The sequence below is a fragment of the Ruegeria sp. HKCCE4148 genome (assembly GCF_017872495.1).
Classification (GTDB): Bacteria; Pseudomonadota; Alphaproteobacteria; order Rhodobacterales; family Rhodobacteraceae; genus Ruegeria.
Genome location: NZ_JAEDOS010000005.1, coordinates 130,378 through 154,189, shown reverse-complemented (window position 1 = coordinate 154,189; position 23,812 = coordinate 130,378). Strand labels below are relative to the sequence as shown.

Here is a 23,812-nt window from a genome sequence, read left to right as displayed (position 1 = left end):
GTTTAGGCAGGTAAATTATCCGTATGGAATCGGGCTTGGACTATTACTCTGCACGGGCGCTGCTGGAATGGCAGATCGAAATGGGCGCGACCGAGGCAATCGGGGATGCGCCCGTGGATCGGTATGCCTTGCCCGACACCACGCCCAAACCCAAGAAAGCAGAAGCAGCTTCTGTGGCCCCGGCAAAACCTAAACAGGTTGATCCGGTTGCTGTTGCGCAGGCTGCCGCGCAAGGGGCAGGGTCTCTGGATCAGTTGCGGATAGTGATGGAGGCTTTTGATCACTGCGAACTTAAACGCGGGGCACGACAATTGGTTTTTGCCGACGGTACCCCCGGCGCAAAGGTGATGATCATCGGCGAAGCCCCTGGCCGCGATGAAGATCGTGAAGGCAAGCCCTTTGTCGGTCGCGCCGGTCAATTGCTGGATCGGATGCTGGCAGCGATCGATCTGGACCGTCGCGAGAACGTCTACATCACCAACGTACTGCCATGGCGGCCTCCGCAGAACCGCGATCCCAAGCCCGAGGAAATCGGGATGATGAAGCCTTTCCTTGAGCGCCATGTGGCGTTGGCCAAGCCCGAAGTTCTGGTGGTGATGGGCAATATTAGCTGTCAGGCGGTGCTGGGAAAACGAGGTATCACCCGTTTGCGCGGCAATTGGGATCAGGCGATGGATCTGCCTGTGATCCCAATGTTCCACCCGGCCTTCCTGTTGCGTCAGCCGCAGATGAAACGGCAGGCTTGGGCTGATCTGCTGGACCTCAAGGCGCGGCTTGGAGGTGGCGCATGAAGGTTCTGGCTTTTTCCGATCTTCACATGGCGCGCAACCGCGCCGCAGATTTGGTGGCCGCCAGTGCGGAGGCTGATCTGGTCATTGGCGCAGGCGACTATTGCAACATGAGGCAGGGTCTGAATTCGGCGATGCAGATGCTTTCGGGGATCGCAGCGCCCTTGGTCCTGATCCCCGGAAATGCCGAAAGCTCAGAAGAACTGAGTGACGCTGCCCCAGAAGGTGTCCATGTCCTGCACGGGTCCGGTATGACACTCGACGGGCTTCGCCTGTTTGGATTGGGTTACGGCGTGCCGCCCACGCCGTTTGGCGACTGGTCCTGTGACCTGACCGAAGGCGCGGCGACCGAGATGCTCGACCGATGCGACGCGGCTGACGTCCTGATCGTGCATTCTCCGCCCAAAGGCTACGGGGATCAGACCTCGCAAGGTCTGTCGGTAGGGTCGACCGCTGTGCGCGACGCAATAGAGAGGCTTCAGCCAGGTCATGCTGTCTTTGGACACGTACACGAAAGTTGGGGCTATCGCGGAACGCTAGGCCGAACGCAATTGGCCAATCTTGGGCCGAAACCGAATTGGTTTGAGGTGTCTGCGTGATCGAACTTCAGACTTTACTGGTTTTCATTCCAGCCGCCTTGGCACTGAACCTGACGCCCGGTGCCGATATGATGTTCTGCTTCGGCCAGGGTCTTCGGTCGGGCGCATGGCCTTCAGTCTCGGCAAGTGCCGGGGTGTCTGTAGGAACCATGATTCATGTCCTGTTTGCTGGTCTGGGACTTGGGGCTGCGGTATCGGCGCTGCCCTGGCTGTTTGAAGTGATCCGCTGGATCGGCGCGGCATATCTGCTTTATTTGGCGTGGGGGGCTGTTAGAAACGGCGCATATGTGGGTGACACGCCTGTGCGATCCACCCGCATGGCGTTTCGAGACGGAATGTTGGTCAACTTGACCAACCCCAAGGTCATTCTGTTTGTCCTGGCCTTTATCCCTCAATTCGTCGACCCGACTGCAGGCTCGGTCCTGCTGCAGTTCCTGATCTTTGGGTTGATCATCGCGTTTGGCGGGTTTTTGGTGAATGGTTTGGCGGGTGTCTTCGCCGGAAGCGCTGGCAGAGTTCTGATCGGCAACCCGCGCGCCTCAGGTATTATCGGCTGGATCACGGGTGGGATTTTTACCGCCCTCGCGGTTCGGCTTGTCATCATGGAAAGGGCCTGACGCAAGATGTCACGCATTGACGAAAGCAAAAAGTTCATCGCGGTTAAAATTGCCGTGTTGACAGTCTCGGATACCAGATCACTGGACGAAGATCGCTCGGGCCAAACTCTGGTGGACCGGATTGAAAAGGCGGGGCATGTGGTCGCTGATCGCAAGATTGTTCGCGACGAACGCGATCAGATTGCCGATCAACTGCGCGCCTGGGTGGCGGACGATCAGATTGATGTCGTGATCTCGACCGGGGGCACAGGTCTGACTGGGCGCGATGTGACCGTCGAGGCCCATCGGGACGTCTATGAAAAAGAGATCGACGCTTTCGGCACCGTGTTTACACTTATCTCGAAGGAGAAAATCGGCACCTCGGCGGTGCAGTCACGTGCGACGGGGGGTGTTGCCGGTGGTACATACCTGTTCGCACTGCCCGGCAGCCCGGGCGCCTGCAAGGATGCGTGGGACGGGATACTCGAAAAACAGTTCGATTATCGCCATCGCCCCTGCAATTTTGTGGAAATAATGCCCAGATTGGACGAACACCTGCGACGGAAGTAGACTGGTCGTACGTTCAAATCCGTGTAACCGCTTTGTGGCTTGGCATAATTCGTGATCCAGCTACATGTTAGGAACGGCAGCTTGATGCAACCGGGGTAACTGATTGATGCGATTTTTGCGGCAAAGTCTGGTCGGTATTTTTCTGGCGTTTCTAACGCTGGCTTTGCTGTTTGTTGCGACACAAATCATCGTGGGCGCGGTGCAGGACGCTCTGACGCGTGACGACGCAGCGCCACCCGCGCGCGAAAGGGTTTTTGCAGTGTCGGTTATTCAAGCTGAAGCGGAAACCGTCACCCCCTATCTTGAAGCGTTTGGAGAAGTCCAAAGTCGTCGCAGATTGGAATTGCGTGCGGCGCTGGGCGGGCGCGTGGTTGCGCTGGCCGAAGACTTTGAGGATGGCGGTACCGTCTCGGTGGGTGAGGTGCTGGTTGAACTGGACCCGGCGGATGCGCAATCCGCGTTGGATCGGGCTAAATCCGATCTTTTGGATGCTCAGTTTGAAGAACGCGATGCCGAACGCTCGTTGCTACTGGCGCAAGACGAGTTGAAATCAGCCGAGGCGCAGGCGGACCTGCGTGAACGGGCGTTGCAACGCCAACGTGACTTGCAATCCCGCGGGGTTGGTGCCGCTGCCAGCGTGGAAGAAGCTGAGCTGGCAGCGACTTCAGCGCAGCAGGCAGTTCTGGCCCGCCGCATCGCGCTGGCGCAAGCGGAATCGCGTGTTGATCAGGCTACGACTTTGCAGGCTCGTGCGGTCATCACATTGGAAGCGGCGGAACGCGATCTTGAAGATATGACAATTCGGGCTGGGTTTAGCGGCACTTTGACCGATGTTACCTTGGTGGAAGGGCGTTTGGTATCTGCCAATGAAAAGCTGGCCGAACTGGTCGACCCCAACGCGCTTGAGGTGGCTTTCAGGGTATCGACGGCGCAATATGTTCGACTGTTGGGTGAAAATGATCTTCTGATCAACGCACCCGTGACAGTGTCGTTGGAAGTCACCGGCGCTGATCTGAGCGCAGCCGGTCAAATCAGTCGCGACAGCGGCTCTGCCGGAGAAGGGCAAACCGGGCGGTTGATCTATGCCCGCCTGCAAGCGGCTTCGGGCTTCAAGCCGGGCGATTTTGTTACTGTTTCGGTGCAAGAGCAGCCGGTTGAAAACGTCTATCGCCTGCCATCGTCTGCACTGGATGCGTCGGGCACGGTTCTGATCTTGGGCGCGGATGACCGGTTGGAAAGCCTGCCGGTGCAGTTGGTCCGCAGGCAAGGGGATGAAGTTTTGCTGCGGGGTGACGGGCTTGAGGGGCGCGAAGTTGTCATTGGACGCACGCCTCTGCTGGGGTCCGGCGTGCGCGTAAGACCGTTGCGCGTAGAAGCCGGGGCGGATCCAGACATGGTTGAGCTAAGCCCATCGAAGCGGGCCGCACTGGTGGCCCAGATCGAGGCCAGCGAGACAATGCCGCAGGACGAGAAATCACAGCTTCTGGGCCAATTGCAGGAAGCGCGCGTGCCGGCCTCGTTGGTGCGTCGCCTTGAAACCAAGGCCGGGGGCTAGGCGCCATGATGCGCGAGATACCCGGCGCAGCGGGCGGCATTCTCAGTTACTTCACGCGCCATCGGACCGTTGCCAATCTACTGTTGTTGGTCATGCTGGTTCTGGGCGCGGCGGCCATTCCCAACATGCGGGCGCAGTTCTTTCCCGATGTGGTCTTGGAGCGCGTGGATGTCACCGTTTCGTGGGACGGTGCCGGGCCGGAGGACATGGATGCCGGCATTGTACAGTTGCTGGAGCCTGCACTGCTGGCCGTTGAAGGGGTGACCAGTACCGAGGCTAGCTCCCATCCGGGTTGGACCCGTGTCAGGCTGGAGTTCGAGCCAAACTGGGACATGTCCCGCGCGGTCGAGGAAGTCAGAACCGCCGTAGACGGTGTGTCGGACCTGCCGGAAGGGTCAGAAGAGCCCGAAATCAAACGCGGTGCCTGGCGTGACCGCGTAACGGATCTTGTCGTCAGCGGTCCCATTGATACCAATCAATTGGCGAAGATGACGGACGAGTTGATCAATCGTCTTTTCACTGCAGGTGTGACCCGTACGACCATCCGGGGCATTGCGGCACCACAGATCATCGTTGAAGTCACGACCGCGCAGTTGATTATCAATGACATCTCCATGGCAGATATCGCCGCGGCGATTGAGTCCGAAGTAAATACCGATCCTGCCGGAGCAGTGGAGGGCGCCGGTGCGCGTATACGGGCGGGAACAGAAAAACGCACACCCGAGCAAATCGAAGGTATTGCGCTAAGGACAAATACAGATGGATCGAAACTGAAGGTCGGCGATATCGCGACGATTCGGGTCGAAGGGGTTACACGGCAACGAAGCTATTTTGTTGGCGATGATCCAGCTATGTCGATCCAAGTTGACCGGTCAAACCAGGGCGATGCTATCGAAATCCAGCACACGGTTGAAGATGTCGCCCGCGAGATGCAGGCCAGTGTGCCCGAAGGTGTGAAGATCGAGTTGATCCGTACCCGGGCCCAGGCCATCACCGACCGGCTGAACATTCTTGTCGACAATGGGCTGATGGGATTGGGCCTCGTGGTCTGCCTGCTGTTCCTGTTCCTGAATGCCCGCATTGCCTTCTGGGTTGCTGCGGGTATTCCCGTGGCCATGTCGGCTGCCATTGCGCTGATGTATCTTGGTGGGTTGTCGTTGAACATGGTCTCGCTGTTTGGCCTGATCATTACCCTCGGTATCGTGGTGGATGATGCCATCGTGGTGGGCGAACACGCCGATTTCCGAGCCCGTCGTCTGGGCGAGCCGCCTGTGGTAGCCGCTGAACGTGCCGCCCGGAGGATGGCGATGCCAGTTCTGGCGGCGACCGTCACGACGGTGATTGCGTTCTTTGGTCTGACCCTGGTGGGTGGTCGGTTCGGAGAGCTTATCCGCGATATTCCGTTCACGGTGATTGCGGTTCTTATTGCGTCGCTGGTTGAATGCTTTCTTATTCTGCCCAACCATATGGCGCACGCGATTGCGCATTCTGCCAAGGAACACTGGTACGATCTACCGAACCGTGTCGTAAACCGGGGCTTCCGCTGGGTGCGGGACCACTTGTTCCGTCCGTTGATCGCCTGGGTAATCTGGGCGCGATACGTTGTTGTGGCTTTGATGATCGCTATTCTGGCCAGTCAGGTTGCGTTGTTCATCCGTGGCGATGTGAACTGGCGATTTTTCAACGCGCCTGAACGTAGCTCAGTCAGTGGCGGGTTCATCATGCGCGAAGGCTCGACTCGGTCGGATACGCTGGAAATGATGCGCATTTTGCAGGACGCCACCGACGAGCTGGGCCAGATTTATGAAGAACGCTATGGCCAGAATCCGATTGAATTTGTTCTGGCCGAGGTCGGGGGCACCGCGGGCCGTGGATTGGCGGCGGCAGACGGCAAAGACGGCAGCGTGCTGGGCGGGATTTCGATCGAATTGATTGATGCCGACCTGCGGCCCTATTCCAGTTTTGAGTTTGTGGGCGAATTGCAGGACTTCGTTCCACGGCACCCGAATGTCGAAGTGTTGACTTTCCGGGGCTGGCGGTCCGGCCCCGGCGGCGACGCCATTGACGTACAATTCTATGGTTCTGACGTGAATGTCCTGAAGGCGGCGTCAGAAGATCTGAAGACCGCATTGTCGAAATTCCCCGAGGTTTCGGCGCTGGAAGACACTCTGGCCTATGACAAGGAAGAGTTCATTCTGGATCTTACGGCACAGGGGCAGGCCCTGGGCTTTCGGATCGAAACGCTGGGCCGCGCGTTGCGCAACCGCCTGAACGGGATCGAGGCCGCCACCTTCCCCGATGGCCCGCGCAGCACTGAAATTCGGGTTGAATTGCCTGAGGGCGAGTTGACTGCAGACTTCCTTGAACGCACCCTTATGCGTTCGCCTGATGGGGTTTATGTGCCGCTGGCTGACATCGTTTCCGTCGAACGCAAAACCGGGTTTTCCGTCGTCCGGCGCGAGAATGGCCTCAGGGTGGTTTCGGTCACAGGTGATATTTCCGAGGACGACCCGGCGCGTGCGGCTGAAATCGAACGCATCATGCAGGACGAAATCCTGCCCAACATTGCCGCCGAACGTCAGGTCGAATGGCGTATGTCGGGTCTGAGCGAGCAGGAGAACGAATTCCTGGCCGAAGCGCGCACCGGGCTGATCCTGTGTCTGACCGGAATCTACCTTGTTCTGGCCTGGGTGTTTGCAAGTTGGTCGAGGCCGTTGGTGGTCATGGCGATCATCCCCTTTGGCCTCGTTGGGGCGATCTGGGGTCATTACATCTGGGATGTTCCGCTTAGCATGTTCACGGTGGTTGGATTGCTTGGAATGACCGGTATCATAATCAACGACTCGATTGTTCTGGTGACAACGATAGATGGGTATCAGCAGGACCGGGGTCTGGTGCCGTCAATTGTCGAGGGCACAGCCGACAGGTTGCGGCCCGTAATGCTGACCACGCTGACCACGGTTCTTGGACTTGCGCCGCTGCTTTATGAGGGATCGCAGCAGGCGCAGTTCCTTAAGCCGACCGTGATCACTCTGGTCTATGGGCTAGGATTTGGGATGTTGCTGGTCCTGATCCTCGTGCCTGCCCTGCTGGCGATCCTGAACGATTTTGCGCGTCCGATGACCGCCATGCGCCGCGCCGCGCGCGCGCCAGATCGGGTGGTTCGGGTGGCATTGATAAGCACAGGCGCTGTATTGGCGATTTGGTTTGGTTTGACGATGGTCTGGCCCGCTGTCACCGGCGCGCCGCTTGGAGTGTTGCAGGGTCTTTACCCCGGTGCAGAAGGAATTGCAGCTTTGCAATTGGGGCTGGGCGCATTTCTGGCCGGGGCCGTGCCGATTCTGGGACTAAGCGTATTGTTGTCCGGATTGCTCTACGGGCGGCTCAGCCGGTCAGCAGGTGTTTAACCCGCGCACAAAGCATATTCCATAAGATCGACAACCCGTGCGCTCGTCGGCAGGTCGCCCTTGCGTATCTGGTCAATCGGAAACCAACGTGCATCCAGCGCATCATCACCGGCCTTGGGCGTGCCTGAGAGATACTGGCAGGCAACACCGACCAGAAGATAATGAGACAAGACCTGACCTTGTGGATCGCTTCGCAGCAAGTCCAGATTTTTCAGGTAGTGCAACGGCTCTGCGATCACCGAGGTTTCCTCCTGCAACTCACGTTGCGCGGCTTTCAGAACGGTTTCACCCCATTCCACATGGCCGCCCGGAAAGCCCCACAAACCGGCATCTGGCTGTTTGCTGCGTTGCACCAGAAGAACCTGATCCTGATGCAGAACAACTGCCAAGGCACCGATCTTAGGAGTTCGGGTCACAAGCTCAGCCCGCGCTGCAGCCCAGAATATCGACCGCGTGATTGGCACCCAGAACGGTGATCCGAATCTCGGACCGGTCCAACGCAAACGGCGCGCCTGATGCGTTTACGATTTCGGATTGTGCCACCAACGTATCGCCTTCGCGCTGTGAGACCGGCTGCGAGGCCCAGAGAACAGGATTTCCCGGCTCGATCACAGCGACTTCGCGCCCCCCTGCAGAGGGCATCGTCACCCGAGCCTCGATCTGTATTCCGTCCTGCGTCGGAGTTAGGTTACAGGTGGCTTTGCTCACCCGGGCTTCTTGTGCTGAGTAGGGGCGTTGCGCCATAGCCGCAGCAATTGCGGGGTTGCGACCGGCATCACCGTCCAGCGTGTGGTCAAAATCCAGACGTTCGGGGATGCACACGTCCTTGCAAACGCCCAGGTCCATCTCACCTTGCAGGCGGACGGGTTTCGCAGGGTTTCGCGGTGTAATTTCAATCGGCAGGATCAGCTGGTTTTCATAGCCGATCGACTGCAAGCCATTCTGGTCAAAAATCTCGGGCGCGGGCCAGGTGATGTCCACATGTCCAACGTTGCTTGAGCGTTTCCAATCGAACTGGGGTGGGATGCCCGCATCACCGGGCGCCCGCCAATAGGTTTTCCAGCCGTCCTTCAGGGTCAGCTTCAACGCGCTCAGATAGGTGCCGTTTGCGGTTCGACCGCCATCCAGAACATCCAGTTGCACCACTCCATCCAAACTCTGCGCGGTGGCAGGAGAGGATAGGGTCAGGCAAGCAAACGCAACGGCGGCTGTGGATTTGATCGACATCTTCATACACCATACATGCGCGGGCTGGGGCCGGATTCCAAGTCACGATCCGGTCACTGCAATGAAATCTGTCGAATTACCCGTTGTTCTCTTGCAAACACAGGGGTGGCGGGGCCATTGTTGACGTAATTGAGAAAGAGATGGCGGCCCATGGATCTGACCGGAAAACTGTTGATTGCGATGCCCGGTATGGGCGATCCGCGGTTCGACCATTCGGTGGTTTATATGTGCAGCTATGGCGATGACGGCGCGATGGGGCTGATCATCAACAAACCCTCGGACCTGCGAATAAAGACTTTGCTTAGCCAATTGGACATCGCGTGTCGTATTCCGGTTGTTGGCGAGCGATTGGTTCATTTTGGGGGTCCCGTCGAAATGTCGCGCGGCTTTGTTCTGCACAGCGCCGACTATGAAGCTAACCTTCATTCGATGCAGATTTCGGAAGAATTCAGCATGACTGCCACACTGGATGTTCTGGAAGACCTTGCTTCGGGGACAGGGCCACTGAATTCGATGTTGGCGCTGGGCTATTCCGGCTGGGGTCCGGGGCAGCTGGAAGATGAAATCGCCATGAATGGCTGGCTGACCACCGAAGCAACATCAAAGCTGGTCTTTGACGTGCCCGATGATGAGAAATGGGAAGCCGCTTTGGCCACTTTGGGCGTGGACCCTTTGACTTTGTCCGCCAGTGCAGGTCGCGCCTGATCAGCTGTCACGTGGCGCTGCAGCGCGGCGCAATCGGTCGTTGATGGCCGCACCAAGCCCGGCATCTGGAATCGGAGAAACCGCAATCGGTCGCCCGGACTTGTTCAGCTCATGCAGGGATGCAAAGAGGTTTGCAGCGGCCTCGGTCAGGTTGGCGTTCACGGACAGGTTCAGATCACAATCCACCGGTCCAAAGCCCAGCAAGACCTCCTCGCCGTGACGCGACGCGGCATTCAGGCGGACCGGCGCATCCGGCGCGTAATGCGATTGAAGCTGACCCGGAGCAGTCAGAAGATCACCGGACTGATGCACGTGCAGATGCACCCCCAGTTCCTGTTCGATCTGTTCCAGAGCGACCCCGCCGGGACGCAGCAAGGTAGGTTCTCCGGCCAGTCCGACGATGGTGGATTCCAGCCCGACGCCGCACGGTCCGGCATCTAAAACTGCAGCGATCTTGCCACCCAGGCCCGCCCATACATGATCGGCTGTTGTGGGGCTGATCAGACCTGACGGATTTGCCGAAGGCGCAGCGACCGGCCCATCAAACGCAGCCAACAAAGCTCGTGCGGTGGGATGCGCGGGTACGCGAACCGCCAACGTGTCCAACCCCGCCGTTACAAGCGCGGATATTCCGTGCCCTTCGCGTAGTGGCAGAACAAGTGTTAGTGGACCGGGCCAGAAAGCTTGAGCCAATTGCTCGGCCTGATCTGACCATTGCACAAACCTTTGCGCTGCACTGACCGAGGCGACATGGGCGATCAGCGGGTTGAAGCTGGGCCGACCCTTGGCCTCGTAAATCGACGCGACCGCCTGGCCATTGCGCGCATCGCCGCCCAGTCCATAGACTGTCTCGGTCGGCAGGGCGACCAGAAGGCCCTGACGCAGCAAGTCCGCCGCCCGTTCGATTCCGTCGGGATTCGCCGTCAATTCCTGAGTGCCGGATGAGATCATATCTGGTGACGCCGCGTTTTGGTTGCCTGAAATATTTGGAAGAGTACGTAATCGGTTCAGACCAACACGCTTACCGGCGCTTGCGTTTGATTCCAAGCCCGCCGATGTATTCTGATCCTCTAGACGTTCGAGAGTTGTCATGCCCTACCGCGCCCCAATCTCTGATTATCAATTTCTGCTGGACCATGTGGTCGGGTTCGATCAGGTCGCCGCCACAAAAACATTCGCGGATGCCAGCGCGGATGTGGTGAGCGCCATACTGTCTGAGGCTGGCAGGATGTGCGAAGAGGTACTGGCCCCGTTGCAACGCGCCGGTGATCTGGAGCCTGCGCGGCTTGAGAATGGTGTGCTGCGCAGCTCTCCGGGATACGCTGGCGGTTGGAAAGCGATTGCCGAAGGTGGCTGGGTCGGGATCAGCGCCGATCCTCAACATGGCGGTATGGGCCTGCCGATGACTGTCACCACTGCTGTGAACGAGATGATGAGCGCCTCGTGCCTGTCGTTGCAACTGGCACCGCTGATGGCACAGGGCCAGATTGAAGCGTTGGAGCATCACGCCAGCGACGAATTGAAGGCGCTGTATCTGCCAAAGATGATCTCTGGCGAATGGTCGGCCACCATGAACCTGACCGAGGCTCAGGCCGGATCGGATGTGGGTGCGCTGACGTCGAAGGCTGAACCGAACGGGGACGGCACATATTCGGTAACCGGGCAGAAGATTTTCATTTCCTGGGGCGACAACGACTTTGCCGAGAATATTTGCCATCTGGTTCTGGCGCGATTGCCCGATGGGGTACCCGGCACAAAGGGTATTTCGTTGTTCCTGGTGCCGAAATACATCCCGGATGCGGATGGCAATCCGGGCGTGGCCAATGATCTGAAAGTGGTTTCGGTTGAGCATAAAATGGGGCTGCACGGCTCACCCACCTGTGTGATGCAATATGACGGGGCCAAAGGCTGGCTCGTCGGCGCGGAACACGGTGGCATGGCTGCGATGTTTACCATGATGAACAATGCGCGTCTGGGTGTTGGCGGTCAGGGTGTTGGCGTTGCGGAAGGCGCTTATCAGCACGCATTGGCCTATGCGATGGACCGCAAACAGGGCAGGACGCCCTCGGGTACGATCATAGATCACGCCGACGTGCGCCGCATGATCATGGATATGCGGGCTGACATATTTGCGGCGCGCGCGATATTGCTGGCCAACGCAACCGCAATTGATATGGCGAAAGCAACTGACGACGCCGATTGGGCTGCGCGTGCGGCGTTGCTGACGCCAATCGCCAAGTCCTTCGGCGCGCGCACCGGTATTCGTGTGGCAGAAACCGGGGTGCAGGTGCATGGCGGCATGGGGTTCATTGAAGAAACCGGCGCGGCCCAGTATTCGCGCGATGTACGCGTCACGGCGATTTATGAAGGCACCGACGGCATTCAGGCCATGGACCTTGTTGCACGCAAGATGATGGACGGGGGCGAGGCCGCATCGAACCTTCTGGACGAGATCGAAGATCAGGCCGAGCGCGCCCGGGCAACAATGCCCGATTTGGCCGGTCCGGTCTGGGAAGCCAGCGAGACCCTGCGCGAAGCGACCGAGTGGCTGGTGGCGCAGAGTGATATGAATGACCGCTTTGCAGGCGCAACAGCTTATTTGCAGGCGTTTGCCCGGGTGTTGGGCGGGCATTACCACCTGACCGCAGCTCTGGCCGATCCGGATGGACCACGGGCCAAGTTGGCGCGATACTATATCTACGCCTTGTTGCCGGAACATTCGGGTCTTCTGGCGCGGGTGCAAAGCGGGGCGGATAGTCTGTTCGCGCTCAGCCTGGATGAGTTGGCCGCCTGATGGACGGGGATCGCGTTTTGGGAATCAGATATCCGTGGGACGAACCTCCCGCGACAGGCGAAGCCATCCAGATTGCCGAGGGGGTTTTGTGGATGCGTCTATCCCTGCCGATGGCTCTGGATCACGTCAATATCTACGCTCTGGATGACGGCGACAGTTGGACGGTGATCGACACCGGCCTGTCTTCGAACAAGACGCGGCGCATCTGGGAAACCCTGATGGGTGGCCCTTTGGCAGGCAAGCCAATCAGACGGGTGATCGTGACCCACCACCATCCCGATCATGTCGGCAATGCCGGATGGTTTCAGTCGGAACACGGGGCGGAGCTGGTCACAAGTCGCACTTCGTGGCTGTTTGCCCGGATGCTTACGCTGGATGTTCAGGAAACCTGGCCGCAGGAGACCTTGGATTTCTATCTCAGCGCGGGTATGGCGCCCGAGGTGCTGACCGCACGGATGAACGATCGCCCCTTCAATTTTGCCGATACGGTCTATCCCATGCCGCTGGGCTTTACGCGCATACAGCAGGGCGACGTGATCCGCATGGGCGGGCGGGACTGGGATGTGCATATGGGCAATGGCCACGCCCCGGAACACGCCACTTTCTGGAGCCGCGACGACAATCTGGTCCTTAGTGGCGATCAGATCCTCAGCTCGATCAGCCCTAATTTGGGTGTCTATGCAACCGAGCCCATGGCCGATCCGGTTTCGGCCTGGATGGAGGCGTGCGAGCGACTTCAGACACTGGCCCGGCCTGATCATCTGGTACTGGGTGGGCATAAGCTGCCCTTTACCGGACTACCGCTGCGCATGAAGCAGTTGATCGAGAATCACCATAGCGCGTTGGAGCGTCTGCTGGACCATCTGGACGAACCCAAAGCTGCGGCCGACTGTTTCCTTCCACTGTTCAAGCGCACGATCCGCGAGGGCGAATACGGCCTCGCACTGGTCGAGGCGGTTGCACATATGAATCATCTCTACCACATTGACGCTGTGATCCGGACGCAGCGCGCGGACGGGGCTTGGCTGTATCAGCGCAAAGGGTAGAAAAGAATGCAGGACCAGATTGAAACCTCGGCCGAGGCCGCCGAAGCCGCCGCCTTGCCACGATGCCATGAGGTTCATGCCGATCCAAATGCTGAATCCGGCACTAAAACCCTGCCTGAGCCATTGAACAAGCCGGTTGAAACCAAAAGCCCCGCCCAATGGGCGTATGAGCGACTGATCATGTACATCCAGAACTTTGAAAAGACGCTGGATGGCGACCACGAGGTCGCAATGGGCTTTACCGGTGGGGATGCCGGCGTGATGCGGATCGAAGGCATGGGATATTTCGACCCCGATATGATCACGTTCTATGGTTCGGACGGGGCAGGGGCCCGCACGCAATTGGTGCAACATGTCAGCCAGTTGAACGTGATGCTGCGCGCATTGCCCAAATCGGTTGAAGACAAACCCGCCAACCGTATCGGGTTCCGTTTGGCGGCCGATCTGGAAGACAGCTGACTTGCAATTCACGCTTGCGCGCCTTTGAATGAATGCATCATTTCGGAGGCCACAGCGTGAGCAGATTTTTTCAAGCCGTTTCACATGCCTATGCCGGGGCATGGGCCCGGCGTACAGTCTTTGTCCCGATCTATATTGCGGTGCGCCTGCTGCTGATGGCGTTGATTGCGCCGGGTGTCGCAGTGGCGGTCAACCTGGCTGTGTCTTTGTCGGATCAGACGGCGCTGACGGATCAGGACATTGCAATGTTCCTGCTGTCTCCGGCCGGGTTCATCGCGGGTATCGCAGTGCTCAGCCTGTTTTTGCTGGCTGAGGTCTTTGTGTTCTCGGTTATGGCCGGGTCCTTGCGCATGGGCGAAAGCGACCCTTGGCGCGCTGGAAGCGCGGCGCTCGCATTGAACCTGTCCCGCTTTCCGGCGCTGTTTGGGTTTGCGGTGCGGTTTATTCTACGCGTCTTGCTGCTTGCCCTGCCATTTGTGGCCGTTGCAGGGCTGATCGCTTGGTGGACGTTGACGGAATATGACATCAACTACTACCTGACCTTCCATCCGCCCGCCTTTCAGGTGGCGGTGGTCCTCATCGGATTGGTGGTTCTGGCGTTGGCTTGGGTTTTGATCCGGCGTCTGTCCGGTTGGGCGCTGGCGCTGCATCTGGTGCTGTTTGAAGGTGCGTCGCCTCGAGTGGCTTTCTCGCAAAGCGAGCAGAGGATGGAAGGTCAGCGTGGGCGATTGAAGGTCGAACTTGCCCTGTGGCTGGCGACGCGGCTTGTTATTGCGGCTTTGATCGCAGGGGTGGCCAGTCTTTTGTTTGCGCTGGTACCGATACAGGAAGGCGGCAGCCTAAAGCTTGCCTTGATCTTTAGCCTAATCATCGCAGGGCTTTGGTCTTTGGCGGGGTTGGTTCTGGCGGCGACTGCGTTGGGCGCACTTGCCGTTTTGCTGGATGGGTTTTTTGATTCAGACGCCAAGGAAGTTGCTCACCCTGAACCCAGGAAAATCCGCGCGCCCGTGTTTGTAACTGTCGCAGCGGCTCTGGCCGCATTGGGTATTGGCCTTTGGTTCGGGCAGGGCCTGCTGGAACGTGTGCAGGCGCCGGATCATGCCGAGGTGATCGGCCACCGGGGCGCTGCGGCCATACGGCCGGAAAACACCATGGCCGCAGTTCTGAAAGCCATTGAGGATGGCGCGGATTGGGTCGAGATCGACGTGCAGGAAACGGCAGATGATGTGGTCATCGTGGCCCATGACAGCGACTTCATGAAGCTGGCTGGCGTCAACCTGAAGGTCTGGGACGCCACCATGGAGGACGTGGCTGACATCGATATTGGCAGCTGGTTCGGGCCGGAATATGCCTCGGAACGCACACCGACCCTGCGCGAGGTGCTGGAAGCGGCCAAAGGCAAATCCAAGGTTCTGATTGAACTGAAATATTATGGTCACGATGTCGATCTGGAAAATCGGGTGATCAACCTGGTGGAAGAGCTGGGGATGCAGGATGAAATTGCCACAATGTCGCTGAAATACCCAGCCGTGCAAAAGATGAAAAAGCTGCGCCCCGACTGGCGGTCTGGCGTGTTGGCGGCCACTGCCGTTGGGGACCTGTCGGGCCTGGAAGGTGAATTCGTCGCGGTCAATGCAGGGATGGTGACACCGGGGCTGATCCGAAAGGTGCAGGACGCGGACAAGGATATCTATGTCTGGACGGTGAATGACCCGTTGCAGATGTCCAAAATGGCCTCGATGGGTGTAGACGGGTTGATCACCGACCGCCCGGCCATGGCTAACGAAGTTCTGCGCGTGCGTGCTGAAATGGGGCCAGGTGAGCGATTGTTGCTGTGGCTGGCAACAACGTTTGGATTGCAGGTCGATACCGAGGCAATGCGTGATGAAAGCCCTTAATTTAGCATTATTCGTATCATTGCTGCCGCTGCCTGCCTTGTCTCAGGATCTGATGCGCAGTTTTGAGTTGCCGTCGCACCGTGCCCTTGTGGACCAAAGTCTAAGCGCCGAATTGACCGCGTTTGAAACCGACGGCTGTTCGGGCGGACTTTCGGCCAGTTGGCGCTGGGTCGCCAAGCAGTTCCCCCAAGTCGGCGAGCTGTATGAAGAGCACCCGCCATGGGAATATTGTTGCGTGACCCATGACCAAGCCTATCACAACGCGGGCGGCGCGGTGACGGCAGAGGAAAGCTATGACGCGCGTCTTGCAGCGGATGATGCCCTGCATGCTTGTGTGGTGGAACACGGAAATCGTTACGCTGAAGATTATGCCGAGCGTTACGAGATGACACCCAAGCAAATCCGTGACGTGCACGCGATCACTGCGGATGCGATGTATGGCGCCGTTCGATTCGGCGGTGGGCCATGCAGCGGCTTGCCGTGGCGGTGGGGGTTTGGGTATCCGGGGTGCTCGATCCTCAGGTAAGTATACCCTGCGCGCGAATGACGTGGTGACAGGCGTCTGGTTTTCTATTATCCAACAGATCAAACACGCGAACTGGGATTCTGAGACTCATGGCTGAACACAAGCACGGCGAAATGGACATCACCGTCCAAACCAAAACTTTCAACGGTTTCATCAAAGCCACCACATGGTGCGTGGTTGCGATTGCCTTTTTGTGCCTGTTCCTGGCGGTCTTCGCCTCCTAAACAAATCGGGGGCAACTTTGCTCAGGATTTTGATCGCCTGCCTTTTGGTAGCAACCGTTGCGGGCTGTGCGGGCTCTAATCGTCCGCAAGCCGATCAGGCGGAGATTGTCTCGAGGTCTTATAGCGATCCCGGGCCGTCCACGCTGACGCTGTACACAATGATCAATACGCGCACCGGTTCTGGCGCGCACACCTCTTTGATGATTGGCGCAAGCGAACGTGTGATCTTTGATCCGGCGGGGTCGTTTCGAGCTGATGTCGTCCCTTTGAGGAACGATGTTCTTTACGGAATAACACCGGCTGTTGAACGCGCGTATCGAAGTTCACATGCTCGCGAGAGCCATTATGCGCGCATCCAGACGCTGATTGTCACGCCGCAGCAGGCAGAGATAGCGTATCAACTTGCCAAGCAGAGCGGTCCGGTTTCCAGCGCGTTTTGCGCGAATTCAACGGCCCGTCTGTTGCAGCAAGTTCCCGGATTTGAACAGATCGATGTCACTTTCAGCCCGGTAAAACTTTCCGATCAATTTGGGCAGATTCCAGGTGTCGTAACGCAGGAATATCGCGAAAATGACGATGCCGATCTGCAAAAAGGGTTGGCTGCAAACAACGCGCTTCTCAATCAGTTGGACGCAGGTTCAAGTCAGTAGATAGAGCAGTCCGTAAAGCGTGGCGGCCCCTGAAAAGATAGCCGCCAGGACGTTCTTGCTGATCAGACCCACAAGCAACGCAACCGCCGCCGCCGACATTCGGGGGATATCCGGTTGCCCGCCGGTCGCAGAAGGCCACACCACCAATGGTGTGATCAGTGCGGGTATAATCGCAACAGCCGTATAACGCAGATGCCGCAGCAGCCAGGGCGGCATAGGGCGATCGCCCACAAGCCCGATAAAGGTAAAGCGCAGTGCGTAACTGCCCACTGCCAGGCCCACAATAATGATCCACATGGTGGTCGGGTCGATCTGGGTCATGACGGCGACCTCCGTTCCAGCATCAGTTCGGCTTGTGCACCGGCCATCATCCCGGCCATCCCGGCAATCAACAGACCCAGATTGTACGGCACACCCACCGTCAGAAGCGCGACGACTATGGCGACCAGGGCCGCAATTACATGTGCCAGGGTGCGCATCATCGGACCGACCATGGCCAGAAAAGTAATCGGCAGAGCAAAATCCAACGCCCAGCTTTCCGGGATTTGTGCCCCTAGGACAGCGCCGATGATGGTCGCCAAGATCCAAAGCGGCGTGATCGGTGTAACCGAGCCGAAAAAATATGCCATGCGCTGTGGGATCGTCAGGTCAGGTTCTTTCTCGAACCGCACAATCGAACAGGCATAAGACTGATCGACGATCAGGTAGGCGGCACAGGCGCGCTGCCAAAGTGGGGCCGCACCCAGATAGGGCGTGAGCGACGCGGAATACATCGCGACCCTCAGGTTCACGGCCAGTGCCGAGATCAACACGATTATTGTTGGAGTTTGATCCTGTAAAAGTTGCAGCGCCGTGAACTGGGCGGCTCCGGCAAAAACGGTGGCCGAAAAGGCGATGGTTTGAACAATATCCAACCCGGCTTCGGTCGCGAAAACGCCGAACAACAGGCCAAAAGGGACAGCGACAAAGACAAAAGGCGTCCCGTCCCGAAAACCTTTCCAGAAGTATGACTTGGATGTGGCAGCGGCCATGGCTAAATCCTATGGTGACGCCAGCAGCAGTAACTGTCTTGGGAAGGGGTTGCAATTGGCCACGAAATTCGACCTGTCGGACTATCTTATCGCCCCTGATCCGGGCGCTGCTCGCCTGACCCGAGCGGTCGAGGGCACAGACCAGAACGGCGAGGCCAGCCAGATCTCGGTGGTCGAAGAACGCCCGTTGACGATTTTCCTCAATTCCCAGGAAATCGTGACGGCGATGACAATCGGCGACTATCCCGAATATCTGGCGCTGGGCTTTCTGCGCAACCAGGGGATGCTGTTGGCGGATGATGAGATTACCCGCGTGGACTACGACGACGATCTTGAGACCGTTGTTGTGCGAACAGCGCGTGAGACATCGTATGAGGACAAGCTGAAGAAAAAGACACGCACCAGTGGGTGCGCCGTTGGAACGGTGTTCGGCGACATGATGGAGGGGCTTGAGGACGTGCAATTGCCGCAGGTTCAGGTGCGGACCTCATGGCTCTACGATCTGGCATCCAAGATCAATCGCACGCCGTCGCTGTATCTTGAGGCGGGCGCAATTCACGGCACGGTCCTGTGCCGCGAAAACCGCCCGCTGGTCTATATGGAGGATGTGGGCCGCCACAACGCCGTTGACAAGATCGCAGGTTGGATGTTGTCCGAAGGCGAAGGTGCGGCGGACAAGATCCTTTACACCACCGGTCGCCTGACATCCGAGATGGTGATCAAAACGGCTATGATGGGTATCCCTGTATTAGCGTCTCGTTCGGGTTTCACCGCTTGGGGCGTCGAGATCGCGCGCGAGGTTGGCCTGACCCTAATCGGCCGGATGCGCGGACAGCGCTTTGTCTGCCTGTCGGGCGAGGACCGCCTGCTGCGCGACGTGGACCCGTCAACCGTAGCGGTCGAGGAAAAAAAACATCGTCGGAAGAGTGCCAATGAGTGATAAGATAAAAAAACCTCTGGGCATCATCCTCGCAGGAGGACAGGCGACCCGGATGGGCGGCGGTGACAAGGGCCTGTTGCAGATCGATGGGCAAAGCTTGATCTCTCATGTGATCGAACGCCTGTCCCCACAGGTCAGTGGGCTGGCTCTGAATGCCAATGGCGACCCCGAGCGGTTTTCCGACCTGAACCTGACTGTGCTTCCTGACACAATCGAAGGGTTCGCGGGGCCTTTGGCCGGGGTGCTGGCCGGGCTCGATTGGGCGGCAGAACAAGGCGCGGGCAGCATTGTGACCGCTGCTGCTGACACGCCGTTCTTCCCACGCGATTTAGTGGTGCGATTGCAAGATGCGGCAGAGGGGCAGGTGCACCCTCTGGTTTTGGCGACGACTCCGCGCACCGGCGACGAGGCGCTGAAATCTGGCGGCGGCAAACGGGTCAACCGGCATCCGACCTTTGGCCTCTGGCCAGTCGCGCTGCGCGATGATCTGCGAGCGGCGCTGACGGATGGGCTGCGCAAGGTGGTGCTGTGGACCGATAAACATGATGGGCGAGAGGCTTTGTTCGATGCCGACCCGTTTGACCCGTTCTTCAACGTCAATACGCCCGAAGATCTGGATCGCGCCCGAACATTGTTGGAGCAGGCATGAGGGTCTTTGGCGTCACTGGCTGGAAGAATGCTGGCAAAACCGGACTGATGGAACGGCTGGTGGCCGAGATCACAGGCCGGGGCTTTACGGTGTCGACTGTCAAACATGCGCATCACAGTGTCGATGTGGATCAACCCGGCACCGACAGTCATCGCCACCGCATGGCTGGGGCCAGCGAAGTGCTGCTTGCCTCAGGTCAGCGAATTGCCGTGATGCAAGAGCTGCGCGGCACGCCAGAGCCACCTTTGGCCGATCTTTTGGCCCGGCTTTCACCGGTTGATCTGGTGCTTATTGAAGGTTTCAAGCGCGAAGATCACCCAAAGGTCGAAGCTTTCCGCGCTGTGGCGGGCCATGCGCTTATGGCCCCCGAGAACGCGACCATTAGGGCAGTGGCCAGTGACATTCCGCTGGACTTGGATCGCCCGGTTCTTGATCTGAATGACACGGCAGCGATCGCGGACTTCATCCTGAAAGAGGTCGGTTTGTGAGCTTGTTCCAGACCTTTGCCATGGTGGATTGGTCTGGTGGAAACGACACCGGGCCGACCCCGCGCAAAGATGCAATTTGGGCCTGTACTGCGCGCGAAGGGCACGTTTTGCAGCCTGAATACCAGCGCAACAGGATGGTCGCCGAAAAGTGGCTTGAGGCTCTGATCCGTACCGAGCTTGAGGTCGGTCGTCGCCTGTTTTTGGGGTTTGATTTCCCGTTTGGCTATCCGGCAGGGTTTGCCCGGGCGATGACGAGTGCAGACGATCCACTGGCTTTGTGGGATTGGTTCGAAGGGCATGTCGAGGACACACCCAAGGCGAACAACCGTTTTGATCTGGCAGGCCGGATTAACCTGAAGTTTGGCGGAAAAGGCCCGTTCTGGATGAACGGTTTGCGTCGTGACATCAATGGTCTGCCGCGCAGGAAAACCGACTATTCCAACCCTTTCCCGGACCGTCGCGTTGTAGAAACCCTGGCCAAGGGCAGCTTCACCTGCTGGCAGATGGCAGGTGCGGGGGCTGTTGGCGGGCAGGTGATGATGGGGCTGCCGGTTCTGAACCGCCTCCGCCGTCGGTTTGCGGGGAAGATCGCGGTCTGGCCGTTTGAGCCATTGGACAAACCGGTTGCCTTTGTAGAGATCTGGCCGTCTCTGACCCTTGGAGCGTCGCCAGCGGGGCAGATCAAGGATGCCTGGCAGGTCGAACAGGTCGCCTTGACTCTGTCACGTTTGACAGAGCAGGAGTTGGATGCGCAATTGAATGTCTCAGCGGCAGAGGAAGGTTGGATATTGGGTGTAGCTCAGGACAAGCCGAACATAGCCCCGTCGCCATTGCGAAACGATTGTTTCGCGTTGCCTGCCGGGGTGGAGTGGACACCTGTAGACGAGGCATTGGCCTATCTGCGCGACAGATTGCATCCGATCACGTCAGTGGAAACGCTTGAGCTGTCCAAGGCAAGTGGCCGCATTCTGGCCGAGGATGTGATCGCCCAACGCTCAAATCCGCCCCAGCCTAACACGGCAGTGGACGGGTTCGGGTTTGCGGGTCCCGTCCCGGATGGCACGCAGGTCATGCCGTTGATTGATGGGCGCGCGGCGGCGGGAATACCGTTTGACGGTTCAGTCCCCGAAGGTCGGGCTTTGCGTGTCCTGACGGGCGCAGCACTGCCTGATGGTGTGGATACGGTTATTCTGGAAGAGGATGTCACGGTCAAAGACGGGCATATTGCCTTCCGCGGTCCGCTGAAAAAAGGCGCGAACACGCGGCGCGCGGGTGAAGATGTGATGGCAGGTGATGTGGCTTTGCCCGCCGGGCGTCGGTTGACTCCTGCCGATCTCGCGTTGCTGTCTGCTGTGGGTATCGCGCAGGTGAATGTGCGTCAGCCGTTGTGTGTGGCGGTGGTCTCGACCGGTGATGAGTTGATCGAACCCGGAGAAAGCGCAGGTCCGGGACAGATTTTCGATGCCAACCGCCCGATGCTGCTTTCGTTGATCGAACGCATGGGATTTGTGCCTGTTGACATGGGGCGTGTTGCAGATAATCGGAATGCTTTGCGGGACCGGTTGGACCAAGCCTCAGCACAGGCTGATGTGATCCTGACCAGCGGAGGCGCATCAGCAGGCGATGAAGATCATGTGTCCGCCCTGTTGCAAGAGGCGGGGGCGATGCAGCACTGGCGGATCGCGTTAAAGCCGGGGCGCCCGCTGGCTTTGGGTTTGTGGGCAGGCGTGCCGGTGTTTGGCCTTCCGGGCAACCCGGTGGCTGCCATGGTCTGCACCCTGATCTTTGCACGCCCCGCTCTGGGCCTGATGTCGGGCGAAGGCTGGGCGGAACCGCAAGGGTTTGAGGTTCCGGCCGCCTTTGAGAAAAGCAAAAAACCTGGCCGCCGTGAATACCTGCGTGCAAAGGTGCGAAATGGGAGGGTCGAAGTGTTTCATTCGGAAGGCTCGGGCCGGATCAGCGGGCTCAGCTGGGCCGAAGGACTGGTTGAAATCGAAGATGGTGCGCGGCACATCAAACCGGGCGATACAGTGCGTTTCATTCCGTATGGGAGCTTTGGTATTTGACCATTGCGATTTCATCAGGCTTTGCTGATCACGAACGCTTGCATGCAGCGGCGCTGTTCTGGCAGGCGTTCTCGCCCAAGCTGTACAAGGTCATGGGGCCAGATGGAAAAGGTTTGGCTTTCTTTGAAATCGCTTTGAACCCGAATTTCGCGCTCGTCGCGCGAGATGAAACAGGCCGTATGTTGGGGCTGGCAGGGTTCAAAACGCGCGATGGCGGTTTGGCCGGTGGCAGTATGTCTGATCTTGCGGGAACCTATGGCTGGTTCGGGGCAGTGTGGCGCGCCTGCATATTAAGCCTGCTGGAACGTGAACTGAAACCGGGGGTATTTCAGATGGATGGCATATTTGTCGCCGCTGATGCCCGTGGCAAAGGTGTGGGTACGGCCCTTTTGAATGCTATTAAACAAGAGGCCAGAGGCCAGGGCATGTCAGAGGTTCAGCTGGATGTGATCGATACAAACCCGCGTGCACGCGCTTTGTACGAGCGCGAAGGATTCCGGCCAGTGGGTGAGGAAAAAACCGGGCCGCTCAAATACCTCTTCGGCTTTAGCAGCGCGACAAAGATGTCCTGGCCTGTGGAAACGTCCTAGTCGAAGGTTCCGGCCACACGGCCCAGCAACATAAAGGCCCTTGCAGTACGCGTTTCACCCAGCGCGCTCAGTTCTGCATCGCTTGCGGTGGGTTCGAACTCGGCCATCATCTTGTCGAAGCGACGCAAGAAGTGATGGGCTGCATCGCGGAAAATCGGGTCCTGTTTCATCCGTGCTGCGGTCAGCGCCAGCGAGGATCTGTCGCGCACGCCCCCCAACGCGGCAACCGCGCGACCACGTGTACCTTGGGCAAATTGGCGCCAGACTTCTGGCCGGGCCATATCGGGGCGCAGGTCATCCATATAGATGCCTTCCTGGCTGAGCAGCGTCAGAACATCCTGTGAGGCTTGTACAATTTGCGCTGTCTTTCGATCTTTTAGCGCCACACGCAGTGCATTGAACCCTTCGGTGTCATCCTGTGTTTCTGGAAAGTTCAGTGCGCGTAGAAAGACCGGGGTGCTGAGCGGCGGTGCGATCTCTTCCGCAGGCGTTCCCAGTTCCAGTGAGGTCTGATCGCCCGGAACGGGCGCTTGCCCCGATCTTGCAGTCGGAGCAGCGCGCTTGGTCGAGAACGTCGCCAGCGCATTTTCGGTTTTCCGGGTGGTCGCCGCGATCTCGTCCAGCTTTTTCGTCACCGCTGGCTCATAGGTACTAGAGGCCCGCTGTTGCTGCGCGACATACGCCTGCCGAATGGCATCAATCGCTGTTTGCAGCCGTGCGCTTTCTTCACGCATGACCCGGCTGGCACGCATTGCCGTGGCCGCAACCCAGATCATGGCCACGGGCATGAACACCGCCAGGAAGGTAACAATAAAGCCACCGTTTTGGCCCTGTTCCGGAAGCACCAGAAAAACGACCGACACCACCAGCCAGATCAGGCTGAGCACCAGTGCGGCAATCTCAATTTCAGTGACGGCCGACGCTTTCGGGCGATCATAAATGCCCAGCGAGGTCGGTTTTTCGGTTTCCGGGTCAGGATTGGGCGCGGACATTTCATGCGCTCC

General features: G+C 58.6%; 25 protein-coding genes. 19 read left to right on the top strand and 6 right to left on the bottom strand.

The features are described 5' to 3' along the window. Positions 1-23 precede the first annotated feature (23 nt). The 6 genes from I9187_RS15585 to I9187_RS15560 all read left to right on the top strand — a co-directional run bounded on the left by I9187_RS15585 (position 24) and on the right by I9187_RS15560 (position 7,515). The gene (locus I9187_RS15585; protein ID WP_171179054.1) at positions 24-791 is read left to right on the top strand and encodes a uracil-DNA glycosylase; all 768 of its coding nucleotides are present in this window, start codon (positions 24-26) and stop codon (positions 789-791) included. After that, entirely contained in the window at positions 788-1,387 is a 600-nt protein-coding gene (locus I9187_RS15580; protein WP_171179055.1) for a metallophosphoesterase, read from the top strand. Before I9187_RS15585 ends, I9187_RS15580 begins: the two co-directional genes overlap by 4 nt. Beyond that, a complete protein-coding gene (locus I9187_RS15575; protein WP_171179056.1) occupies positions 1,384-2,004 on the top strand; it encodes a LysE family translocator in 621 nt (206 codons plus the stop codon). The genes I9187_RS15580 and I9187_RS15575 overlap by 4 nt, the downstream gene beginning before the upstream one ends. Positions 2,005-2,010: 6 nt before the next feature. After that, positions 2,011-2,553, top strand: coding sequence for a molybdenum cofactor biosynthesis protein B (gene moaB / locus I9187_RS15570; RefSeq protein ID WP_171179057.1), 543 nt, complete (start codon positions 2,011-2,013; stop codon positions 2,551-2,553). Positions 2,554-2,659: 106 nt separating this feature from the next. Further along, positions 2,660-4,108 carry an HlyD family efflux transporter periplasmic adaptor subunit gene (locus tag I9187_RS15565; protein ID WP_171179428.1) on the top strand — a complete coding sequence of 483 codons (1,449 nt, stop codon included), beginning with the start codon at positions 2,660-2,662 and terminating at the stop codon, positions 4,106-4,108. Positions 4,109-4,113: 5 nt separating this feature from the next. Then, a complete protein-coding gene (locus I9187_RS15560) occupies positions 4,114-7,515 on the top strand; it encodes an efflux RND transporter permease subunit (RefSeq protein ID WP_209509633.1) in 3,402 nt (1,133 codons plus the stop codon). Here I9187_RS15560 and I9187_RS15555 read toward each other — a convergent pair. Both I9187_RS15555 and I9187_RS15550 read right to left on the bottom strand, forming a co-directional pair. Then, entirely contained in the window at positions 7,512-7,931 is a 420-nt protein-coding gene (locus I9187_RS15555; RefSeq protein ID WP_171179059.1) for an NUDIX hydrolase, read from the bottom strand. The two genes, I9187_RS15560 and I9187_RS15555, sit on opposite strands and share 4 nt — an antisense overlap. Positions 7,932-7,935: 4 nt before the next feature. Beyond that, entirely contained in the window at positions 7,936-8,748 is an 813-nt protein-coding gene (locus I9187_RS15550; protein WP_171179060.1) for a protein-disulfide reductase DsbD domain-containing protein, read from the bottom strand. A gap of 144 nt (positions 8,749-8,892) precedes the next feature. Between I9187_RS15550 and I9187_RS15545 the strand changes: the two genes are divergently transcribed. Next, positions 8,893-9,447: a YqgE/AlgH family protein gene (locus I9187_RS15545; RefSeq protein WP_171179061.1), complete on the top strand. Its 555-nt coding sequence runs from the start codon at positions 8,893-8,895 to the stop codon at positions 9,445-9,447. Here I9187_RS15545 and I9187_RS15540 read toward each other — a convergent pair whose 3' ends face one another. Continuing rightward, entirely contained in the window at positions 9,448-10,398 is a 951-nt protein-coding gene (locus tag I9187_RS15540) for an L-threonylcarbamoyladenylate synthase (protein WP_171179430.1), read from the bottom strand. It abuts the gene before it with no gap. 139 nt (positions 10,399-10,537) lie between these two features. Between I9187_RS15540 and I9187_RS15535 the strand changes: the two genes are divergently transcribed. From I9187_RS15535 to I9187_RS15505, 7 genes are all read left to right on the top strand, one after another. After that, positions 10,538-12,241 (top strand): acyl-CoA dehydrogenase, encoded by a 1,704-nt coding sequence (locus I9187_RS15535; RefSeq protein WP_171179062.1) that lies wholly within the window; start codon positions 10,538-10,540, stop codon positions 12,239-12,241. Beyond that, positions 12,241-13,287 carry an MBL fold metallo-hydrolase gene (locus I9187_RS15530; RefSeq protein ID WP_171179063.1) on the top strand — a complete coding sequence of 349 codons (1,047 nt, stop codon included), beginning with the start codon at positions 12,241-12,243 and terminating at the stop codon, positions 13,285-13,287. The genes I9187_RS15535 and I9187_RS15530 overlap by 1 nt, the downstream gene beginning before the upstream one ends. A 6-nt stretch (positions 13,288-13,293) precedes the next feature. Continuing rightward, a complete protein-coding gene (locus I9187_RS15525) occupies positions 13,294-13,746 on the top strand; it encodes a DUF6173 family protein (RefSeq protein WP_171179064.1) in 453 nt (150 codons plus the stop codon). A 56-nt stretch (positions 13,747-13,802) separates the two neighbouring features. Next, a complete protein-coding gene (locus tag I9187_RS15520) occupies positions 13,803-15,644 on the top strand; it encodes a glycerophosphodiester phosphodiesterase (protein ID WP_348540115.1) in 1,842 nt (613 codons plus the stop codon). Continuing rightward, positions 15,631-16,170, top strand: coding sequence for a hypothetical protein (locus I9187_RS15515; RefSeq protein ID WP_171179066.1), 540 nt, complete (start codon positions 15,631-15,633; stop codon positions 16,168-16,170). The genes I9187_RS15520 and I9187_RS15515 overlap by 14 nt, the downstream gene beginning before the upstream one ends. A gap of 89 nt (positions 16,171-16,259) precedes the next feature. After that, on the top strand, positions 16,260-16,394 hold the full coding sequence (locus I9187_RS15510; RefSeq protein WP_050604020.1) for an aa3-type cytochrome c oxidase subunit IV: 135 nt from the start codon (positions 16,260-16,262) through the stop codon (positions 16,392-16,394). 17 nt (positions 16,395-16,411) lie between these two features. After that, the gene (locus I9187_RS15505) at positions 16,412-17,044 is read left to right on the top strand and encodes a hypothetical protein (protein WP_171179067.1); all 633 of its coding nucleotides are present in this window, start codon (positions 16,412-16,414) and stop codon (positions 17,042-17,044) included. Here I9187_RS15505 and I9187_RS15500 read toward each other — a convergent pair. Both I9187_RS15500 and I9187_RS15495 read right to left on the bottom strand, forming a co-directional pair. Beyond that, a complete protein-coding gene (locus I9187_RS15500) occupies positions 17,033-17,365 on the bottom strand; it encodes an AzlD domain-containing protein (RefSeq protein ID WP_171179068.1) in 333 nt (110 codons plus the stop codon). The genes I9187_RS15505 and I9187_RS15500 overlap by 12 nt on opposite strands. Next, positions 17,362-18,075, bottom strand: a complete 714-nt coding sequence (locus tag I9187_RS15495; protein WP_171179069.1) for an AzlC family ABC transporter permease — start codon at positions 18,073-18,075, stop codon at positions 17,362-17,364. Before I9187_RS15495 ends, I9187_RS15500 begins: the two co-directional genes overlap by 4 nt. Here I9187_RS15495 and I9187_RS15490 point away from each other — a divergent pair. Genes I9187_RS15490 through I9187_RS15470 form a run of 5 tightly spaced genes read left to right on the top strand, consistent with a single transcriptional unit; the run spans position 18,074 to position 22,808 of the window. After that, positions 18,074-19,015, top strand: coding sequence for a formate dehydrogenase accessory sulfurtransferase FdhD (locus I9187_RS15490; protein WP_245223238.1), 942 nt, complete (start codon positions 18,074-18,076; stop codon positions 19,013-19,015). The two genes, I9187_RS15495 and I9187_RS15490, sit on opposite strands and share 2 nt — an antisense overlap. Further along, entirely contained in the window at positions 19,008-19,664 is a 657-nt protein-coding gene (mobA, locus tag I9187_RS15485; protein WP_171179070.1) for a molybdenum cofactor guanylyltransferase MobA, read from the top strand. The genes I9187_RS15490 and mobA overlap by 8 nt, the downstream gene beginning before the upstream one ends. Then, positions 19,661-20,152 (top strand): molybdopterin-guanine dinucleotide biosynthesis protein B, encoded by a 492-nt coding sequence (gene mobB / locus I9187_RS15480; protein WP_171179071.1) that lies wholly within the window; start codon positions 19,661-19,663, stop codon positions 20,150-20,152. The genes mobA and mobB overlap by 4 nt, the downstream gene beginning before the upstream one ends. After that, entirely contained in the window at positions 20,149-22,218 is a 2,070-nt protein-coding gene (glp, locus tag I9187_RS15475; RefSeq protein WP_348540114.1) for a gephyrin-like molybdotransferase Glp, read from the top strand. The genes mobB and glp overlap by 4 nt, the downstream gene beginning before the upstream one ends. Further along, the gene (locus tag I9187_RS15470; protein ID WP_245223237.1) at positions 22,215-22,808 is read left to right on the top strand and encodes a GNAT family N-acetyltransferase; all 594 of its coding nucleotides are present in this window, start codon (positions 22,215-22,217) and stop codon (positions 22,806-22,808) included. Before glp ends, I9187_RS15470 begins: the two co-directional genes overlap by 4 nt. Here I9187_RS15470 and I9187_RS15465 read toward each other — a convergent pair. After that, positions 22,805-23,800, bottom strand: coding sequence for a hypothetical protein (locus I9187_RS15465; protein ID WP_171179073.1), 996 nt, complete (start codon positions 23,798-23,800; stop codon positions 22,805-22,807). The genes I9187_RS15470 and I9187_RS15465 overlap by 4 nt on opposite strands. Between the last annotated feature and the right edge of the window lie 12 nt (positions 23,801-23,812).

Bases quoted from the DNA above. Each gene is read 5' to 3' on its own strand.
- moaB (WP_171179057.1), top strand. From the start codon at position 2,011: ATGTCACGCATTGACGAAAGCAAAAAGTTCATCGCGGTTAAAATTGCC.
- I9187_RS15525 (WP_171179064.1), top strand. From the start codon at position 13,294: ATGCAGGACCAGATTGAAACCTCGGCCGAGGCCGCCGAAGCCGCCGCC.
- I9187_RS15500 (WP_171179068.1), bottom strand. From the start codon at position 17,365: ATGACCCAGATCGACCCGACCACCATGTGGATCATTATTGTGGGCCTG.
- I9187_RS15540 (WP_171179430.1), bottom strand. From the start codon at position 10,398: ATGATCTCATCCGGCACTCAGGAATTGACGGCGAATCCCGACGGAATC.
- I9187_RS15545 (WP_171179061.1), top strand. From the start codon at position 8,893: ATGGATCTGACCGGAAAACTGTTGATTGCGATGCCCGGTATGGGCGAT.
- I9187_RS15530 (WP_171179063.1), top strand. From the start codon at position 12,241: ATGGACGGGGATCGCGTTTTGGGAATCAGATATCCGTGGGACGAACCT.
- I9187_RS15565 (WP_171179428.1), top strand. From the start codon at position 2,660: ATGCGATTTTTGCGGCAAAGTCTGGTCGGTATTTTTCTGGCGTTTCTA.
- I9187_RS15535 (WP_171179062.1), top strand. From the start codon at position 10,538: ATGCCCTACCGCGCCCCAATCTCTGATTATCAATTTCTGCTGGACCAT.
- I9187_RS15550 (WP_171179060.1), bottom strand. From the start codon at position 8,748: ATGAAGATGTCGATCAAATCCACAGCCGCCGTTGCGTTTGCTTGCCTG.
- I9187_RS15510 (WP_050604020.1), top strand. From the start codon at position 16,260: ATGGCTGAACACAAGCACGGCGAAATGGACATCACCGTCCAAACCAAA.
- I9187_RS15515 (WP_171179066.1), top strand. From the start codon at position 15,631: ATGAAAGCCCTTAATTTAGCATTATTCGTATCATTGCTGCCGCTGCCT.
- I9187_RS15560 (WP_209509633.1), top strand. From the start codon at position 4,114: ATGATGCGCGAGATACCCGGCGCAGCGGGCGGCATTCTCAGTTACTTC.
- I9187_RS15495 (WP_171179069.1), bottom strand. From the start codon at position 18,075: ATGGCCGCTGCCACATCCAAGTCATACTTCTGGAAAGGTTTTCGGGAC.
- I9187_RS15585 (WP_171179054.1), top strand. From the start codon at position 24: ATGGAATCGGGCTTGGACTATTACTCTGCACGGGCGCTGCTGGAATGG.
- I9187_RS15465 (WP_171179073.1), bottom strand. From the start codon at position 23,800: ATGTCCGCGCCCAATCCTGACCCGGAAACCGAAAAACCGACCTCGCTG.
- I9187_RS15490 (WP_245223238.1), top strand. From the start codon at position 18,074: ATGGCTAAATCCTATGGTGACGCCAGCAGCAGTAACTGTCTTGGGAAG.
- I9187_RS15580 (WP_171179055.1), top strand. From the start codon at position 788: ATGAAGGTTCTGGCTTTTTCCGATCTTCACATGGCGCGCAACCGCGCC.
- mobA (WP_171179070.1), top strand. From the start codon at position 19,008: ATGAGTGATAAGATAAAAAAACCTCTGGGCATCATCCTCGCAGGAGGA.
- mobB (WP_171179071.1), top strand. From the start codon at position 19,661: ATGAGGGTCTTTGGCGTCACTGGCTGGAAGAATGCTGGCAAAACCGGA.